Annotated in this window: 17 protein-coding genes; 11 read left to right on the forward strand and 6 right to left on the reverse strand. The window is 68.4% G+C overall.

From position 1 onward, the window contains the following. Positions 1–339: 339 nt before the first annotated feature. Genes AB0E69_RS39585 through AB0E69_RS39595 form a run of 3 tightly spaced genes read right to left on the reverse strand, consistent with a single transcriptional unit; the run spans position 340 to position 3444 of the window. Positions 340–1641 carry an extracellular solute-binding protein gene (locus AB0E69_RS39585; protein ID WP_360159071.1) on the reverse strand — a complete coding sequence of 434 codons (1302 nt, stop codon included), beginning with the start codon at positions 1639–1641 and terminating at the stop codon, positions 340–342. Positions 1642–1652: 11 nt separating this feature from the next. Further along, on the reverse strand, positions 1653–2561 hold the full coding sequence (locus AB0E69_RS39590; protein ID WP_360159074.1) for a carbohydrate ABC transporter permease: 909 nt from the start codon (positions 2559–2561) through the stop codon (positions 1653–1655). Next, on the reverse strand, positions 2542–3444 hold the full coding sequence (locus AB0E69_RS39595) for a sugar ABC transporter permease (RefSeq protein ID WP_360159077.1): 903 nt from the start codon (positions 3442–3444) through the stop codon (positions 2542–2544). The genes AB0E69_RS39590 and AB0E69_RS39595 overlap by 20 nt, the downstream gene beginning before the upstream one ends. A 132-nt stretch (positions 3445–3576) precedes the next feature. Between AB0E69_RS39595 and AB0E69_RS39600 the strand changes: the two genes are divergently transcribed. From AB0E69_RS39600 to AB0E69_RS39610, 3 genes are read left to right on the forward strand one after another with little or no spacing between them, the layout of a single operon-like run. After that, complete coding sequence (locus AB0E69_RS39600; RefSeq protein WP_360159080.1) at positions 3577–4554, forward strand: LacI family DNA-binding transcriptional regulator; 978 nt, start codon at positions 3577–3579, stop codon at positions 4552–4554. Between the two features lie 9 nt (positions 4555–4563). Further along, positions 4564–5322: an alpha/beta hydrolase gene (locus AB0E69_RS39605; protein WP_360159083.1), complete on the forward strand. Its 759-nt coding sequence runs from the start codon at positions 4564–4566 to the stop codon at positions 5320–5322. A 7-nt stretch (positions 5323–5329) separates the two neighbouring features. Continuing rightward, on the forward strand, positions 5330–5884 hold the full coding sequence (locus tag AB0E69_RS39610; protein WP_360159086.1) for a hypothetical protein: 555 nt from the start codon (positions 5330–5332) through the stop codon (positions 5882–5884). A 63-nt stretch (positions 5885–5947) separates the two neighbouring features. Here AB0E69_RS39610 and AB0E69_RS39615 read toward each other — a convergent pair whose 3' ends face one another. Further along, on the reverse strand, positions 5948–6631 hold the full coding sequence (locus AB0E69_RS39615; RefSeq protein ID WP_360159088.1) for a CHAP domain-containing protein: 684 nt from the start codon (positions 6629–6631) through the stop codon (positions 5948–5950). A 125-nt stretch (positions 6632–6756) separates the two neighbouring features. On the opposite strand from AB0E69_RS39615, the gene AB0E69_RS39620 reads away from it, so the two are divergent. Continuing rightward, complete coding sequence (locus AB0E69_RS39620; protein WP_360159091.1) at positions 6757–7416, forward strand: NBR1-Ig-like domain-containing protein; 660 nt, start codon at positions 6757–6759, stop codon at positions 7414–7416. On the opposite strand, the gene AB0E69_RS39625 is transcribed toward AB0E69_RS39620, so the two are convergent. Further along, entirely contained in the window at positions 7404–7913 is a 510-nt protein-coding gene (locus AB0E69_RS39625) for a MarR family transcriptional regulator (RefSeq protein WP_360159094.1), read from the reverse strand. The genes AB0E69_RS39620 and AB0E69_RS39625 overlap by 13 nt on opposite strands. Before the next feature lie 80 nt (positions 7914–7993). Between AB0E69_RS39625 and AB0E69_RS39630 the strand changes: the two genes are divergently transcribed. From AB0E69_RS39630 to rpe, 7 genes are read left to right on the forward strand one after another with little or no spacing between them, the layout of a single operon-like run. Then, on the forward strand, positions 7994–8899 hold the full coding sequence (locus tag AB0E69_RS39630; RefSeq protein WP_360159097.1) for an ABC transporter ATP-binding protein: 906 nt from the start codon (positions 7994–7996) through the stop codon (positions 8897–8899). After that, on the forward strand, positions 8896–10488 hold the full coding sequence (locus AB0E69_RS39635) for an ABC transporter permease (protein ID WP_360159100.1): 1593 nt from the start codon (positions 8896–8898) through the stop codon (positions 10486–10488). Before AB0E69_RS39630 ends, AB0E69_RS39635 begins: the two co-directional genes overlap by 4 nt. Positions 10489–10548: 60 nt before the next feature. Then, positions 10549–10929, forward strand: a complete 381-nt coding sequence (locus AB0E69_RS39640; protein WP_360159103.1) for a PPOX class F420-dependent oxidoreductase — start codon at positions 10549–10551, stop codon at positions 10927–10929. Continuing rightward, positions 10919–12142: a precorrin-6y C5,15-methyltransferase (decarboxylating) subunit CbiE gene (gene cbiE / locus AB0E69_RS39645; protein ID WP_360159106.1), complete on the forward strand. Its 1224-nt coding sequence runs from the start codon at positions 10919–10921 to the stop codon at positions 12140–12142. Before AB0E69_RS39640 ends, cbiE begins: the two co-directional genes overlap by 11 nt. Continuing rightward, positions 12139–12879: a precorrin-4 C(11)-methyltransferase gene (cobM, locus tag AB0E69_RS39650; protein ID WP_360159109.1), complete on the forward strand. Its 741-nt coding sequence runs from the start codon at positions 12139–12141 to the stop codon at positions 12877–12879. Before cbiE ends, cobM begins: the two co-directional genes overlap by 4 nt. Then, positions 12876–13598: a cobalt-precorrin-6A reductase gene (locus tag AB0E69_RS39655; RefSeq protein WP_360159112.1), complete on the forward strand. Its 723-nt coding sequence runs from the start codon at positions 12876–12878 to the stop codon at positions 13596–13598. The genes cobM and AB0E69_RS39655 overlap by 4 nt, the downstream gene beginning before the upstream one ends. 10 nt (positions 13599–13608) lie before the next feature. Next, positions 13609–14277: a ribulose-phosphate 3-epimerase gene (gene rpe, locus AB0E69_RS39660; protein ID WP_360159115.1), complete on the forward strand. Its 669-nt coding sequence runs from the start codon at positions 13609–13611 to the stop codon at positions 14275–14277. Here rpe and AB0E69_RS39665 read toward each other — a convergent pair. After that, positions 14242–15453, reverse strand: coding sequence for an MFS transporter (locus AB0E69_RS39665; protein WP_360159118.1), 1212 nt, complete (start codon positions 15451–15453; stop codon positions 14242–14244). The two genes, rpe and AB0E69_RS39665, sit on opposite strands and share 36 nt — an antisense overlap. Between the last annotated feature and the right edge of the window lie 14 nt (positions 15454–15467).

Consider the following 15467-nt stretch of genomic DNA (forward strand, 5'->3'; position numbering starts at 1 on the left):
CTGGCCACCCCTCGCCGCCGAAACTCCGGCACCACCGCCAGCTCGACATCCACGGTCTGCGTATTCCCCACCAACCACCAATCCAGCCAAGCGACCCACCGCTGGTCGGCCGGGTCGTCCAGGTCCTCGAAGGCAGGCCCAGAACGTCCGAGCTGCCGGGCGGACCCTGATCTTTCCTTTGATCTCTTCCTTGAAGGCCCGGGACTTCTGAATGGCCCTCTCTTGCGCCGAATGTCAGATTCTGCTGTTGCGGCAAACCCCCGGTTGATCACCGGGGGCTGCCACCACTCTAATTTTTCCTTGTTCTCTCTTTTGCTTTCCTCTGTTTGTTTGCTCTTCTCAGCTGCCCTGTTTGATCAGTCCGTTGATCTTGTCGATGTACGCCGGCAGGTCGGTGATCGGCTTCTTCCCGCTCAGGATGGGCTGGTAGTTCGCCGTCGTGAGGTCACCGACCTGCTGCGCCCACTGCGTGGTGAAGCGGACGCCGACCGTCTTCTCGGCACCGAGGTCCGCCTTCACCGTGTCCACGACGGTTGGCTGCTGCGCCTTGGTGAGCGCGTCGAAGTAGCTGGCCTGCGCCGGGGTGTACGCCGGCGGCGCCACCGGTGAGGCCGGGAGTACGGCGTCCCACACCTTCGTGTTGATGTACTCGAGCACCTTGAACGTCGCGTCCTGATCCTTCGTGTACTGCGGTGTGCAGATACCGACCGAGTCGTACAGCGTCGCCGGCGTCTGCACCTGCGGGAACGGCGCGAACCCGTACTTCACCTTCGGCTTGTCGGTCTGGAACCCGGCCGCCAGCCACTGCCCGCCGAACGTCATCGGCACCTTGCCGGCCGCGAACAGCGACTGCACGTTCGACGCGTCGTACCCGGGCGGCGCGACCGAGCCGTTCTTGATCGCGGCGGTCAGCTTCTCGACGCCTTCCTTGTACTTGTCGTCGGCCTCGGCCTTCGTCGGGTGGTTCACGTTGTCGGTGAACGGCGCCCCGCCGGCCGAGACGGCGTACATGCTCATCGTGAACGGCCCGTCCGGACCGGTCAGCTGATCCGCGACCAGGCCGTACTTCGCTCCGTTCTTGCCGGCCAGCTTCGCGGCGTCGGAGTACATCTCGTCCCACGTCCAGCCGGCCTTCGGCACCTGCAGCCCGGCCCCGGCGAACGCGTCGGCGTTGTACCAGATGCCGTACGTGTTCATCAGCGACGGCAGCCCGCCCATCTGGCCGTCGGCGGTCTTCCAGTTCTCCATCGCCGACGGGACAAACTTGTCCGCCTTGAAGTCGCCGTTGCCGTCCTTGATCTTGTCGGCCCAGTCGACCAGCAGACCCTGGGAGGTGTACTGCTGCTCGGTGTCGTTACCGCACCAGAACAGGTCCGGCAGCTTCTTCGCCTGGGTCAACGATGCGAGCTTGTCGCCGAAGTTGCCGGCCGGGGTGTCGAGCAGCTGGACGGTGATGTTGTCGTCCTTGAAGTCCGCCAGCGCCTTCTTGATCGCGGCATTGGTCTCCGCCGACTCCCACGTCATCACGGTCACGGTGACCGGCCCCTTGCTCGAGCCGCCCGAGTCCGACCCGCCGCTGCAGGCCGTTGCCGTCAGCAACCCCGCGCACGCCAGCGCGGCGACGATCGATGTCCGCTTCACTAGGATTCTCCTCATTTCTGGTTCGTGCTGCCGAGAGCGCCGAGGCCCTGGATGAAGTAGCGCTGCGCGGCGAAGAAGATGATCAGCGGCGGCAGCATGTAGAGCAGGTTGGTGGCCATGTAGAAGCTCCAGTCCGGCGTCTTCCCGGCGAACGGCGAGATGAACGACGCCATCCCGACCGACAACGGCCACTTGCCGGACGAGTACAGGTAGACCAACGGGTTCAGGAAGTCGTTCCAGGACGCCTGGAACGCGAGGATCGCCATCGTCAGCCAGGCCGGCCGGGTCAGCGGCAGCATCACCTGGGTGAAGATCCGGAAGTGCCCGGCGCCGTCGATCTTCGCCGCCTCGTCGATCGAGTACGGGATCGCCATGAAGTACTGGCGGGCCAGGAAGATGAACAACGGGTTCCCACCCAGGAACGCCGGCACGATCAGCGGCAGCCAGGTGTCGTACCAGCCGATGCTCTTGTACAGCTGGAACAACGGGATCAGGCCGACCACGCCCGGCAGCAGCATGCTGCCGACGAACAGGTAGAACCACACCTTGCGGCCGGGGAACCGCAACCGGGCCAGCGCGTAGCCGGCCATCATCGCGGTCATCACGCCACCGAGCACGCTGAGCGAGGTGATCACCATCGAGTTCAGGAACAGCCGCGGGAAGTGGATCACCTCCGGACCCTTGACGAAGTTGCTCCAGTGGAACTCGTGCGGCAGCAGCTTCGGCGGGATGTCGAACACCGCGGTCCGGCTCTTCAGCCCGATCGTGATCATCCAGAGCAGCGGGACGACCATCACCGCGCAGATGAAGAGCGCGACGACGTACCAGGACGTCGTCCCCACCAGGCGGGGCTTCTTCTTCGACGAGACGACGGCCGGGGCTGTGGTCGCGGTGGGAGCTTCAGTCGGAAGTATTGTCACTGTACGTCCAGAGCGAGGAGAACTTCGCGGTCAGCGCGATCACCGCGATGATGATCACGAACAGCACCCAGACCTGGGCCGAGGCGTAGCCGAGCTGTGGGATCCGGCCGAGGTTCGGGAACCCGTTGTTGTAGATCGAGAGCATCAGCACGTTGGTGCTGAACCCGGGCCCGCCGTTGGTCAGGATCTTCGGCTGGTTGAACGTCTGCAGCGCGGCCGTGGTCTGCAGGATCACCTGCAGCAGCATGATCGGGCTGATCATCGGCAGCGTGATCCGGAAGAACACCGCCCACGGTCCGGCGCCGTCGACGCGGGCCGCCTCGTACAGCTCGGTCGGCACGGCCTGCAGCGCGGCCAGGAAGATGATCATCGTCCCGCCGACGCCCCACAGCATCACGAGCACCACCGACGGCATCGCCATCTTCGGGCTCTGCAGCCACAGGCTGGTCGGCAGGCCGATCCGGTCGAGGACCGTGTTCAGCAGCCCGACCTGCGGGTCGAGCATGAACTTCCACAGCGTGATCGTCGCGACTGCCGGCAGCACGACGGGCAGGTACGCCAGGGTCCGTACGACGCGGACGCCGGCGAACCGTTGGTTGCAGAACATCGCCAGCGCGAGCCCGATGACCAGCGACAGCGGCACATAGAGGACGACCAGGTACCCGGTCGCCCGCAACGCCGGCCAGAACGCCGGGTCGGTCGTGAACAGCCGCCGAAAGTTGCCGAGCCCAACGAAGATCGGGTCGGTCAGCCCGTTGTACTTGGTCAGCGCGAGGTAGAACGAGCGGATCAGCGGATAGCCCACGAAGACGAAGAACCCGATCATCGCCGGGGCGATGAACAGGTACGCCGCCTTGATGTCGGATCCGGCGTTGCGGCTCATATTCCCGCGGGAGGGCCGTTTCACTCCACCTCCTGGACGGTAACGTTTCCAAGTTTTACTGTTGGCTGGACGATGCCGTGTCAGGAAAAGGAAGTCAACCCCGTGTCCGAAACGTTTCCAAAGAGCCCGACGATGATCGACGTCGCACGCCGGGCCGGGGTCGGCCTCGGTACCGTCTCGCGGGTGGTGAACGGCGGCCACGGGGTCCGGGACGAGACCGCGCAGCGGGTCCGCGCCGCGATCGACGAGCTCGGTTTCCAGCGCAACGAGGTCGCTCGCGCGCTGCGGCCGGGGAAGAAGTCGTCGAGCCTCGCGCTGGTGCTGGGCGACCTGACGAACCCGTTCTACGCGACGATCGCGAAGGCCGCGCTCGAGGTGGCCGGGCAGTCCGGGTTCGCGGTCGTGCTGGGGAGTGTGGACGAGGACCCGGAAGGCGAGAAGCGGGCCATCCAGGAGCTGGTCAGCCGTCAGGTCGCCGGGTTGATGATCGTGCCGGACCAGGGCGATCACGCGTTCCTGCAGACCGCGGGCGTGCCGGTGGTGTTCGTCGACCGGCCGGCGACCGGGATCGACGCGGACATCGTGATGGTCGACAACGAGGGTGGTGGCCGGCTGGCGACGGAGCACCTGATGGCGCAGGGGCATCGGCGGATCGCGATCCTGCTGGCGCCGTCGTACTACACGATCGGCCGCCGCCTCCGCGGGTACCGCCGGGCCCACCGCGCCGCCGGGATCGAGGTCGACGAGTCGCTGGTCATTCAGTTGCCTGAGGGCAACGCGGAGGCCGCGGAGAAGGCGACCCGCGAGGTGATGCTCCGTCCCGACCCACCCACCGCGATCTTCGCCTCCACCAACTTCCTCAGCGAGGGTGTACTGCGTGCTCTCGGCGAGCTCGGCCGGGAGCCGGCCGTGGTCGGCTTCGACGACTTCCGGATGGCCGACATGCTGCCCACCCCGGTCACGGTCGTTGCCTCCGACATCGCCGAGCTCGGCCGGAGTGCGGCCCGGCTGTTGCTGGACCGCGCGGCCGGCAAGGACACCCGGCCACCCCAGCGCATCGTTTTATCCTGTGCGCTAATTGAACGCGGATCCGGGGAGCGCCCTGCCTAGAGTCGGTGCATGCACTACGAATCCTTCGGAACGGGCCGGCCCGTCGTCTTCCTGCCCGGTTGGGGCGGCGCGAACGGCGAGGGCCGCGACGTCCATGAGCCAGTGTTCTCCGACCGCCCGGGCTGGCGGCGGATCTACGTCGACCCACCCGGAACCGGTCGGTCGCCCGTCAATCCGTCGATCACCGACCAGGACGGCATGCTGGCCGCGATCGCCGGCCTGATCGACGAGCTGGTCGGTGCCGAGCCGTTCGCGCTGGCCGGTACGTCGGCCGGCGCCCTGCACGCCCGCGGCATCGTCAAACGCGATCGGGCGCGGGTCCTCGGGCTGCTGCTCCGAGTGCCCGGTATCGTCGTGGACCGCTCGGAGCGGACGCTGCCGAGCGGTGACTACTTCGTCGAGTCGCCGGCCTGGCGGGAGAAGCAACGGCTGTACTACGACCCCGCCGAGGAGCAGGCCGATCTGGAGTTCCTGGGCCGGATCCAGGCCGACGTCGCGACGTACTCGCTGCGCGAGGACCCGGCCACCAGGTTCGAACGCCCGACGCTGATCGTCACCGGCCGCGAGGACACGATGACCGGTTACGCGGATGCCTGGTCCATCCTCGACGACTACCCGCGCGCGACCTACGTCGCACTGGACGGCGAGGACCACGACCTGCCAGTCGGGTCCCTCACTGTCTACCGCGCGCTGGTGTCGGACTGGCTGGACAGGATCGATGACATGATCCGGACACGCCCGGCCGGTGGGACCGTGCGGTCGCTATAACGTCGGTATGCCGCCCAGCTCGCCCTTCGACCAGTACCCGACGACGACCGTTCCGTGGATCGGTGTGATGCTGGCGATGACGGTCGCCGGGCTGGCCGGGCCGCTGGTCGGGTTGAACTGGAAGCTGATCCTGATCGCCGTCGTGGTCGCGGCGGTTGCGGCCTTCGCGATTTCCCTCGCGTTCTCCCTGATCTCCCCGGTGACGCGGAGCTCAGCATGGGTGGCGGCCGCTGTGGTCGCGGTCGGCTGCATCGGCGTCCAGGTCGGGTTGGGCTCGGAAACTGCGTCCTGGGGCCGGTTCCTGGTGACGGCGTTCGGCCCGTACGTCCTGTTCCGGTGCGTGACGGCATCGATGGATCGACTCGTTCGGCACTTCCTGGTGCCGGTGCTGGCCGGGCTGGTCGGAGCGGCGGTCTACGCCGCGGCGGTTCCGCTGCTGGCCGCCGGGTATCCGGGGCTGTCGTTCTGGTGGTGTGTGGGCCTCGGCGCCGGGCTTGGTTTCGTCGAGGGCATGGTGACCGGTGCGCTGCTGTGGCGGATGGTTCCCGAGATCTTCCGCTGAACTGCCGGGTACTCGGACGCGTGTTGGGCGGTGCGCGTCCGGGTACCCGGCCTCGGGGCGAGCTCAGAAGTTCGGGTAGGCCCAGCCGAGGTAGCTGTTGAAGTAAGGCAACGTGCGGGTGCCGATGGCGCCGCCGACGCTGGTGGCCCAGAATGTGCCGTCTCCATTGGCGACACCGACGTGGCCGTACGGCGCCGCGAGGTCCCAGAACACCAGCGCGCCCTTCGGCGGGTTCAGGTTGCCGGGGTGCGCGACTCCGCGGGCCACGGCGTCGTTCCAGTCGGCCTTGGCGGAGGCCCAGATGGCGGTCTTGCCGTAGGAGTTCTCGGCCGCCATCTCGCAGTACCCCTGGTACGCCGTTGATCCGTTGCGTGCGGCGTACCAGCTGATGGCGGCGTCGGCGCGTGGGTTGCTCGCGCAGAGCGGCGCGATCAGCCCGGTGCTGCCCGTGTTGACGTATGCGTCGGTGATGAAGCCCTTGCCGGGCACGTGGTCCCAGACCAGGCTGCGACCGAACTTCCCGGTGACCGGTTCGCCGTAGAGCTGGCAGTCGATCTCGACCGATCCGTTCGGCTGGGTGCCGACGGACGCGAAGTTCGTCGCGTTGCCGGACCGGATGGCGACGCCTTGGCCGCTGTCGGTGACGACGGTCCCGGTGGCGGCGCTGGCGGGCAGGGTTCCGGCGCCCAGGGCGGTGGCGCCGGCTAGCAGGGTGGTGACGGTGATGCGCAAGAGGGCGGTACGCATGAGGTTTGTCCTTTTCGCTGGGCGACTGGCGAAGTGACACTGATTTCCAGAGAATCAGAGGGTTACCGTGTTGTCGCAGTGGGCAACGATCGGAGACTCCTGTGCGGCCAGCGCAGCTTCGCTTGGTGATCGGGTCCCGGATGCGTGAGCTCCGGGAGGCCGCCGGCGTACCGCTGAGTCGTGCGGCCGTGGCGTCGGGCTGGGACAAGGGACACCTGTCCCGGGTCGAGCGCGGCCACACCAAGCCGAGCCGCGAGCTCATCGAGTGGTACGACGCCTCGTACGGCGCCGGTCAGTCCCTTGTGAACCAGCTGATCGAGCTGGACGCCGCAGTACGCGCTGGACGGGACATGTCGCAGCGGGACCTACGGAGACACGTGCAGCCTGTGCTGCTCGGTGGGTCGGTACCCATCGACCACCACCCGGAGGACCGGGCCGAGCTGGTGGGGGAGACCGTGCCGGACGGGACGCGGGTGTGCCGGGACCAGTCCTTCGAGAAGACGTGGGAGATCCGGAACAGCGGCGTACGACCGTGGCGGGACCGCTGGCTGACCCGCCAGGGCGCTGCCGCCGCGCCGGGCTGGCTGCGGTCGCCGGCTCGGGAGCGGGTGCCGGACGCGGAGCCGGGCGACATCGTGACCGTGTCGATGACACTGCAGGCGCCGTCGCAGGTCGGCGCGTCGACGGCGTACTTCAAGATCACCGACGACGCCGGGCGGCTGTACTACCCCGGCCTGGAGTCGCCCCCGATCTACTGCACGATCTTCACGACCTACGAGCCCTGAGCCTGCTCCGCGACGATCTCGGCGTCGAGCTCTGCCTTGCGCTTGATCCAGCGCTCGCTGAGGCCCTTCACCTCGCCACTGATGAAGTCGATGAAGGCCAGCGAGACCCGGATCCGGTAGTACGCGTCGGTGCCTTCGCCGGAGGCGTCCAGGACCTTGCGGAGCGAGTCGGACCAGCGGGTGAGCGAGGCGTCCTCGGTCATCATCGTCTGGTACCAGGCGTCGTCCTGCACGACGTACACGTCGCGGCGGGTGCCGGGCTCCCGCTCCCGCGTCGCCAGCCTCAACTGGAGCAGGTAGTTCACCGCGCCGGAGACGGCGGCCGGGCTGGCCTGCAGTTGCTCGGACAGCTCGGCGGCGGTCATCCGGCCCGACACGCTGGACAGGATGGCGGCGAAGACCCGCCCCGCCATCCGCGGCCAGCCGGTGTCGGCGAGCAGGTTGCCGAACTGCTCGGTGTACCGCCGGACGGCGTCGTCGTCTCGTTGTGCACTCACCGACCCATCATCTCCTCTGCCGCGCCAGAAAGCTGTTAGGAACATTCACAAACTTCTGAATGCAGTGTACGTTATGAAACATGACTTCAGCCATCGTGGTCTCCGGACTGCACAAGTCGTACGGAAGTACGCATGCCCTCGACGGCCTCGACCTCGAGGTCAGGACCGGTGAGGTGCACGGGTTCCTCGGCCCGAACGGCGCCGGGAAGTCCACCACCATCCGGGTCCTGCTGGGCCTGCTGCGCGGTGACGCCGGCGATGTCTCGCTGCTCGGCGGCGACCCGTGGCACGACGCCGCCAAGCTGCACCGGCGGCTCGCCTATGTCCCCGGAGACGTCAACCTCTGGCCGAACCTGACCGGTGGAGAGGTCATCGACCTGCTCGGCCGCCTCCGCGGCGGCGTGGACGAGAAGAAGCGCGACGACCTGCTCCGCCGCTTCGACCTGGACCCCACCAAGAAGGGCCGGACCTACTCCAAGGGCAACCGGCAGAAGGTCGCGCTGGTCGCGGCTCTGTCCTCGGACGTCGAGCTCCTCATCCTGGACGAGCCGACCTCCGGTCTGGACCCGCTGATGGAGGAGGTGTTCCGGCAGTGCATCGAGGACGAGCGTCAGCGCGACCGGACAGTCCTGCTGTCCAGCCACATCCTCTCTGAGGTCGAGGCGCTGTGTGACCGGGTCAGCATCATCCGCCGCGGCAAGGTGGTCGAGACCGGCACGCTGTCGGACCTGCGCCACCTGACGCGTACGTCGATCCAGGCGGAGCTGACCGGTGCGGTGAACGGCCTGGCCCAGCTGCCTGGCGTACACGACCTGGATGTCCAGGGCAACCGGGTCCGCTGCGAGGTGGACACCGCTCAGCTCGACGCGGTGATGCGGCAGCTGTCCGCGGGCGGGATCAAGAGCCTCGTCGCGCAGCCGCCGACGCTGGAGGAGCTGTTCCTGCGGCACTACGAGGAAGACAACGCTGAGCCGGTGACGGTATGAGCGACTTCGTCGGCACCTGGACCCTGGTGCGCCTCGCGCTGCGCCGGGACCGTCTGCAGATCCCCATCTGGATCGTGGTGTTCGTCATGGCCGCGGCGGGGTCGGCCAAGGCGTCGATGGACCTGTACTCCGACCAGCACGCGCTGGTCGAGGCCGCTCGGACGGCGAACGCGTCGCCGGCGCTGGTCTCGTTGTACGGGCGCATCTTCGACGAGACCTCGCTGGGGGAGGTCTCGCTGTTCAAGTTCACCGCCTTCGGTGCAGTGCTGGTCGGTCTGCTGGCCGGCATCCTCGTGGTTCGGCACACCCGGACCGAGGAGGAGTCCGGGCGGCTCGAGCTGCTGAGCGCCGGCGTCCTCGGTCGGTACGCCGCTCTGACCGCCGCGCTGATCGTGGCGGGCGGCACCGTCGTACTTCTGGGTCTGCTGACGGCGCTGTCCCTAATCGGGACTGGGTTGCCTACGACTGGGTCGTTTGCGTTCGGGCTGATGTGGGCTGGGGCTGGTCTGGCGTTTGCGGGGGTCGGTGCGGTCACTGCACAGGTGACCGAGAGCGCGCGGGCGGCTAACGGGCTCACAGCGGTCGTGCTCGGGGTGTCTTATGTACTGCGGGCTGTCGGCGACTCCTCTTCGCACACGGCGTGGGTCTCTTGGCTGTCGCCGATCGGGTGGTCGCAGCAGGTGCGTGCTTATGTCGGCGATCGGTTCGTGGTCCTGCTGCTGCCGTTGGTATTGCTGGTGGTGTTGGTCGCTGCGGCGACCGCGCTGGTCCGGCGGCGCGATCTGGGAGCGGGTCTGGTGCGGCCGCGACCGGGGCCGGCTCGGGCCGCTTCGTCACTCCGGTCGCCGCTGGCACTGGCTTGGCGGCTGCATCGGGGGTCCCTGTTCGGCTGGGGCTTTGCGTTCCTGCTGCTCGGGCTGCTGGTCGGCAACATCGCCAGCAACGTGGACGGCTTCGTGACGTCGGACAGCGCTCGTGAGCTGGTGCAGAAGATGGGCGGGGTCGAGGGGATCACCGACGCCTTCCTGGCCACGGAGATGGGGGTCATCGGCCTCCTTGCCTCGGCGTACGGCATCCAGGCGGCGCTGCGGCTCCGCTCCGAGGAGACCGCGCTCCGCGCTGAGCCGCTGCTGGCCACCGGCGTGACTCGCTCTCGCTGGCTCGCCAGCCACGTGCTGATGGCGATGCTCGGCACTGGCGCATTGATAGTCGTCGCCGGCTTGGGCTCCGGGATCTCGAGCGGCGCTTCGCTGGGCAACGTGGGCCGGCAGGTCCCGCGGATGCTGGCCGCTGCTGCTGTCCAACTCCCGGCGATCTGGTTGGTCACCGCACTGGTCGTGATCCTGTTCGGCGTCGCACCGAAGGCGGTGACCGCGGGGTGGTTCCTGTTCGGCGCCTTCCTCTTGATCGGCCAGTTCGGCGAGGTCTTCAACCTCCCGTCGTGGCTGATCAAGGTCAGCCCGTACGGCCACACGCCGAGGCTGCCTGGCGGCGACTTCTCGGCCGTGCCTGTCATCTGGCTGCTCGCAATCACTGCCGTCCTCGCGCTGGCGGGCTTCACCACCTTCCGCCGCCGCGACATCGGCTAACCGTCGCTTGCTGCCCGCCCGGCAAGCAGCCGGGCGGGGCGGCTTGTCTACGATCGCTAGGTGTTGAGTGAGCGCCTAGCAGACTTCTGGACCGAGCGGCACCTGTGTGTGCTGAGCACAGTCCGCCCCGACGGCACCGTCCACGCCACGCCCGTAGGCGCGACGCTGGACATGGAGGCGGGCCTGGTCCGAGTCATCTGCAGCGGTACGTCGTACAAGGCCCGCACCATCCGCCGGGCGGGCGTAGCCGCCGTCGCCGTCACCCAGGTAGACGGCCGCCACTGGAGCACCCTGGAAGGCCGCGCAGTGATCAGCGACGACCCCGAACGCATCCGAGACGCCGAACGCCGCTACGCCAAGCGCTACAAAGAACCCCGCCCGAACCCCCGTCGGGTAGTCATAGAAATCACCATCACCAAGGTCCTGGGCAATGCCGGCTGACCCGATCACAGTCGTCGGCCTAGGCACCGACGGCTGGCCCGGCCTCACCCCCACGGCGCAAGCAGCCATCCAATCGGCCGAAGTCCTCATGGGCAGCCCCCGCCAGCTGGCCCTGATCCCGACCCCGATCCCCGGTCCCGCCCTCGATCCGTCGGGTGTTGTGCGCCTCGCCTGGCCTTCTCCGCTGTCGGAGGCGCTGCCCCGGCTGCTGGCGGAGTACAGCGGGAAGCGGATCTGCGTGCTGGCGAGCGGTGACCCGACCTTCCACGGGATCGGTACGACGCTGGTCCGCCTGCTCGGAGCCGACGCCGTACGCGTGATCCCGCACCCGTCCAGCATCTCCCTCGCCTGCGCCCGCCTCGGCTGGCCCCAGGATCAGGTAGACGTGGTGAGCCTGGTGAACCAACCGGTCGAGCGCCTCCACCCGCACCTCCAACCAGGCCGCCGTCTCCTCATCCTCAGCCGAGGCTCACAAACCCCCGCCGAGGTCGCCGCTCTGCTGGTCAGCCGCGAGTACGGCGCCAGCGAGTTCGCCGTCCTGTCACACCTGGGCGGTCCGCAGGAGACGATCCACACCGCCCGCGCCGCCGACTGGTCCACCGACGTACCCGCGCTCAACGTCATCGCCGTACGCTGCGACCCCGCCGCACCGATCCAGTCCACCAGCCCCGGCCTCCCCGACGACGCCTACGAGCACGACGGCCAGCTCACCAAACGCGAGGTCCGCGCCGTCACGCTCTCCCGCTTGGCGCCCGTCCCCGGCCAACTGCTCTGGGACATCGGCGGCGGCGCCGGCAGCATCGCGATCGAATGGTCCCGCCACCACCCGTCCTGCCGCGCCATCGCGATCGAACGCGACCCCGACCGCGCCAAACGGCTCGACCGCAACTCCACCAACCTCGGCGTCGACGTCACCACCGTCGTCGGCCCCGCACCCACCGCACTCGCTGGACTGGAGTCCCCGGACGCGATCTTCATCGGCGGGGGAGCCACCACCCCCGGCATGTTCGACGCCTGCTGGAACGCCCTCCGCCCCGGCGGCCGCCTGGTCACCAACGGCGTCACGCTGGAGACCGAAGCCTTGATCTCCCAGTGGTACAAGGCGGTCGGCGGCGATCTCATCCGCCTCGAAGTCCAGCGCGCCGCACCCGTCGGCACCATGACCGGCTGGCGTCCCGCCATGCCCGTCGCCATCTGGAGCGTGACCAAGTGACGGTCCACTTCATCGGCGCCGGACCGGGCGCCGCCGACCTGATCACCGTCCGCGGCCGAGACCTGATCGCCTCCTCACCCGTCTGCCTGTACGCCGGTGCTCTGGTGCCCGTCGAGCTCCTCGACCACTGCCCACCCGACGCCCACAAGGTCGACACCGCGGACCTGAACCTCGACCAGATCATCGAAGAACTCGCCACCGCCCACGCGGCGGGCCTCGACGTAGCCCGCCTGCACTCCGGCGACCCTTCCGTCTTCAGCGCAATGGCCGAGCAGCTGCGTCGCCTCGACGCCCTGAACATCCCGTACGACGTCACTCCCGGAGTCCCCGCGTACGCCGCGGCCGCCGCCTCCCTGCATCGCGAACTCACCGTGCCCGAGGTAGGCCAAACCGTCATCCTGACCCGAATCAGCGGCCGCGCCTCCGCGATGCCCCCGGGCGAGGACCTGGCCACCCTCGGCGCCGGCCAAGCAACCCTCGTCCTCCACCTGGCCGTCCAGCAAATAGACCGGGTGGTCGACGAGCTAGTCCCGCTCTACGGCCCTAACTGCCCGGTCGCGGTCGTCGCCCGAGCCTCCCGCTCCGACGAACAAATCCTCCGCGGCACTCTCACCACCATCGCCGCCCAGGTGAAGTCCGCCGAGATCCGCCGCACCGCCGTCATCATCATCGGCAAGGTCCTCACCGCCACCACCTTCCGAGACAGCCACCTCTACTCCACCACCCGCCCCCGATGATCCTCGTCCTAGGCGGCACCACCGAATCCCGCCAACTCGCGGAGGCTTTGACCGGAACCGAAGTCATCACCTCCCTGGCCGGCCGCACTGCCGACCTACGAAAGCCAGTCGGACAAGTGCGGGTTGGTGGTTTTGGTGGTGCCGAGGGACTGGCTGCCTGGCTTCGGTTGAATCCCGTGGACGCGGTGATCGACGCCACCCACCCGTTCGCCGCGCAGATCACCGCCAACGCAGCCGCCGCCGCGCGCGAGACCGGCGTACCGCATCTCGTCCTCCGTCGCCCAGGCTGGACTGCCGCGCCGGGCGACACCTGGCACTGGACCGATTCGACGCAAGAAGCCGCCGCCCTTCTCCCAACCCTGGGCAAGCGCGTCTTCCTCACCATCGGCCGCCAAGGCCTGTCCGCGTTCAAGAACACTGGCCTCTGGACCCTCGCCCGCTGCGTCGACCCGCCAGAACCCCGCCCGACCTGGTGCACCCTCCTCCTCGCCCGTGGTCCGTTCGCCGAAGCCGACGAGCTTGCCCTCCTCGACCAGCACCACATAGACCTCCTGGTCACGAAGGACAGCGGGGGCGGAGCAACAGCAGCAAAACTCACCGCCGCCCGTAGGCGCGAGATCCCAGTGGTCCTGATCCGACGCCCAGCCCTCCCGCCAGGCACCACCGCCGTCGACTCGATCGACGACGTCCTGGTCTGGCTCGGCAGCCAGCCCCGGTAGATTGCCGCCCATGGGGATTCAGATCGCGCCGAGCATCCTGTCCGCCGACTTCGCCCGCCTGGCCGATGAGGCGGCCGCGGTCTCGAACGCGGACTGGCTGCACGTGGACGTCATGGACAACCACTTCGTCCCCAACCTCACCATCGGCCAGCCCGTCGTCGAGGCGCTCGCGAAGGCGACCGACACCCCGCTCGACTGCCACCTGATGATCGAGGATCCCGACCGCTGGGCCCCCGGGTACGTCGAAGCCGGCGCGTCCAGCGTCACCTTCCACGTCGAGGCCTGCAAAGCGCCGATCCGTACCGCCCGCGAGATCCGCGCCAAGGGCGCCCGCGCCGCGATGGCGCTCAAGCCGGCCACTCCGATCGAGCCGTACGAGGACCTGCTCTCCGAGCTCGACATGATCCTGATCATGACCGTCGAGCCCGGCTTCGGCGGCCAGAAGTTCCTCGACGTCTGCATCCCGAAGATCCGCCGGACCCGCCAGCTCCTGGACAAGCACGGCCTCGACCTCTGGATCGAGATCGACGGCGGCGTCTCGGCCGACACGATCGAGCGTTGCGCCGACGCCGGCGCGGACGTGTTCGTCGCCGGATCGGCCGTCTACGCCGCGGCCGACGACCCGAACACGATGATCGACCAGCTACGCGGTCTCGCCGAGCAGGCCGCCGGCCGGTAGCTCCTGCTGTACCTCGGGCGGCACCCGCAACAGCACGACAGACGAAATCCCGGCGAGTACGGCGGCCATCAACCACACGTACCGCACGCCGAACGTCTCGATCACCGCGCCCGACACCGCCGACCCGATCGCAGCACCGCCCATCGCCGCGCTGCCCATCCACCCGAACGCCTCGGTCCGCGCCACATCAGGCGTCAACGCACCGAGCCGCTCGTACAGCGCGCCGATCGCCGGCGCCAACGTCAGGCCTGACACCGTCAGCGCCACCCCGAGCGACAGCGACGACCAGGTCGCGAACACGCACAGCACCATCCCGGCCGCGACGAGCGCAGCCCGCCGCCACACGTACGACGTACGCCGACCGGGCAGCGCCCCCGCGACCGCGCCACCCACCAGACTGCCGAACGCCCAGACCGTCTCGAAGATGCCCGCGATCAGCCGGTTACCGTGCTCGTCGGCGAACGCGACGATGCCGAGCGAGATGCTGTTGAACGCCATCACCCACAGCCCGAACGACAGAATCAAGGGCAGCCGATGCCGGTGCCACAGCAACAGTCTGGCAGTCAGGGGCCGATCAGCAGCTGAGTCTCGCGGCACCGCCCCCGGTTGTCGAAGCGCGTACCACCAGATGAAGACCGCCGACATCGCCGCCGCCAGCAGCACACCGAGTCGCGGGCTCGCCACGCTGACCGCAGTTGCGCCGAGCATCGGCCCGACCATGAACAACAGCTCCTGAGCCGTCGCATCCACCGCGTACGCCGTCCGCAGGGCAGACCCCTCCACAACCCGCGGCCACGCCGCCCGCAACGTCTGCATCACCGGCGGCACCAAAGCGCCGGCAAGTGCCGTGAACGCCGGCATCACCCGATGGAGACTCGCGGGCAACAGGGCGAGCGCTAGCAGCACGGCGCTCCAGGCAATCCCGGTGATCAGCAGCACTCCGCGTGCCCCTCGTCGGTCGGCCGCGCGCGACCACACCGGACCTGCCACAGCCATCCCGACCGAGTAGGCGCCAGCCACCACACCAGCCCACCGGAACGATCCGCTGGCGTCCTTGGCGAGGAAAGTCACCGGCACCATCGTCGCGAGCACCGGCAGCCGGGCGAGCAGTGACGACGCCAACAGCGCCACTACGCCGTGTGTTCGCCACAGCTCTCGGTAACCGGCAAGCTCCATACCCGCAGTCTTCC

Source organism: Kribbella sp. NPDC026611 (assembly GCF_040638345.1).
Taxonomy (GTDB): domain Bacteria; phylum Actinomycetota; class Actinomycetes; order Propionibacteriales; family Kribbellaceae; genus Kribbella.

What these genes read in the sequence shown, in the direction of transcription:
- AB0E69_RS39595 (WP_360159077.1), bottom strand. Translation starts at nt 3,444, where the DNA reads ATGAGCCGCAACGCCGGATCCGACATCAAGGCGGCGTACCTGTTCATC.
- AB0E69_RS39600 (WP_360159080.1), top strand. Translation starts at nt 3,577, where the DNA reads ATGATCGACGTCGCACGCCGGGCCGGGGTCGGCCTCGGTACCGTCTCG.
- AB0E69_RS39605 (WP_360159083.1), top strand. Translation starts at nt 4,564, where the DNA reads ATGCACTACGAATCCTTCGGAACGGGCCGGCCCGTCGTCTTCCTGCCC.
- AB0E69_RS39610 (WP_360159086.1), top strand. Translation starts at nt 5,330, where the DNA reads ATGCCGCCCAGCTCGCCCTTCGACCAGTACCCGACGACGACCGTTCCG.
- AB0E69_RS39615 (WP_360159088.1), bottom strand. Translation starts at nt 6,631, where the DNA reads ATGCGTACCGCCCTCTTGCGCATCACCGTCACCACCCTGCTAGCCGGC.
- AB0E69_RS39630 (WP_360159097.1), top strand. Translation starts at nt 7,994, where the DNA reads ATGACTTCAGCCATCGTGGTCTCCGGACTGCACAAGTCGTACGGAAGT.
- AB0E69_RS39635 (WP_360159100.1), top strand. Translation starts at nt 8,896, where the DNA reads ATGAGCGACTTCGTCGGCACCTGGACCCTGGTGCGCCTCGCGCTGCGC.
- cbiE (WP_360159106.1), top strand. Translation starts at nt 10,919, where the DNA reads ATGCCGGCTGACCCGATCACAGTCGTCGGCCTAGGCACCGACGGCTGG.
- AB0E69_RS39655 (WP_360159112.1), top strand. Translation starts at nt 12,876, where the DNA reads ATGATCCTCGTCCTAGGCGGCACCACCGAATCCCGCCAACTCGCGGAG.
- rpe (WP_360159115.1), top strand. Translation starts at nt 13,609, where the DNA reads ATGGGGATTCAGATCGCGCCGAGCATCCTGTCCGCCGACTTCGCCCGC.
- AB0E69_RS39665 (WP_360159118.1), bottom strand. Translation starts at nt 15,453, where the DNA reads ATGGAGCTTGCCGGTTACCGAGAGCTGTGGCGAACACACGGCGTAGTG.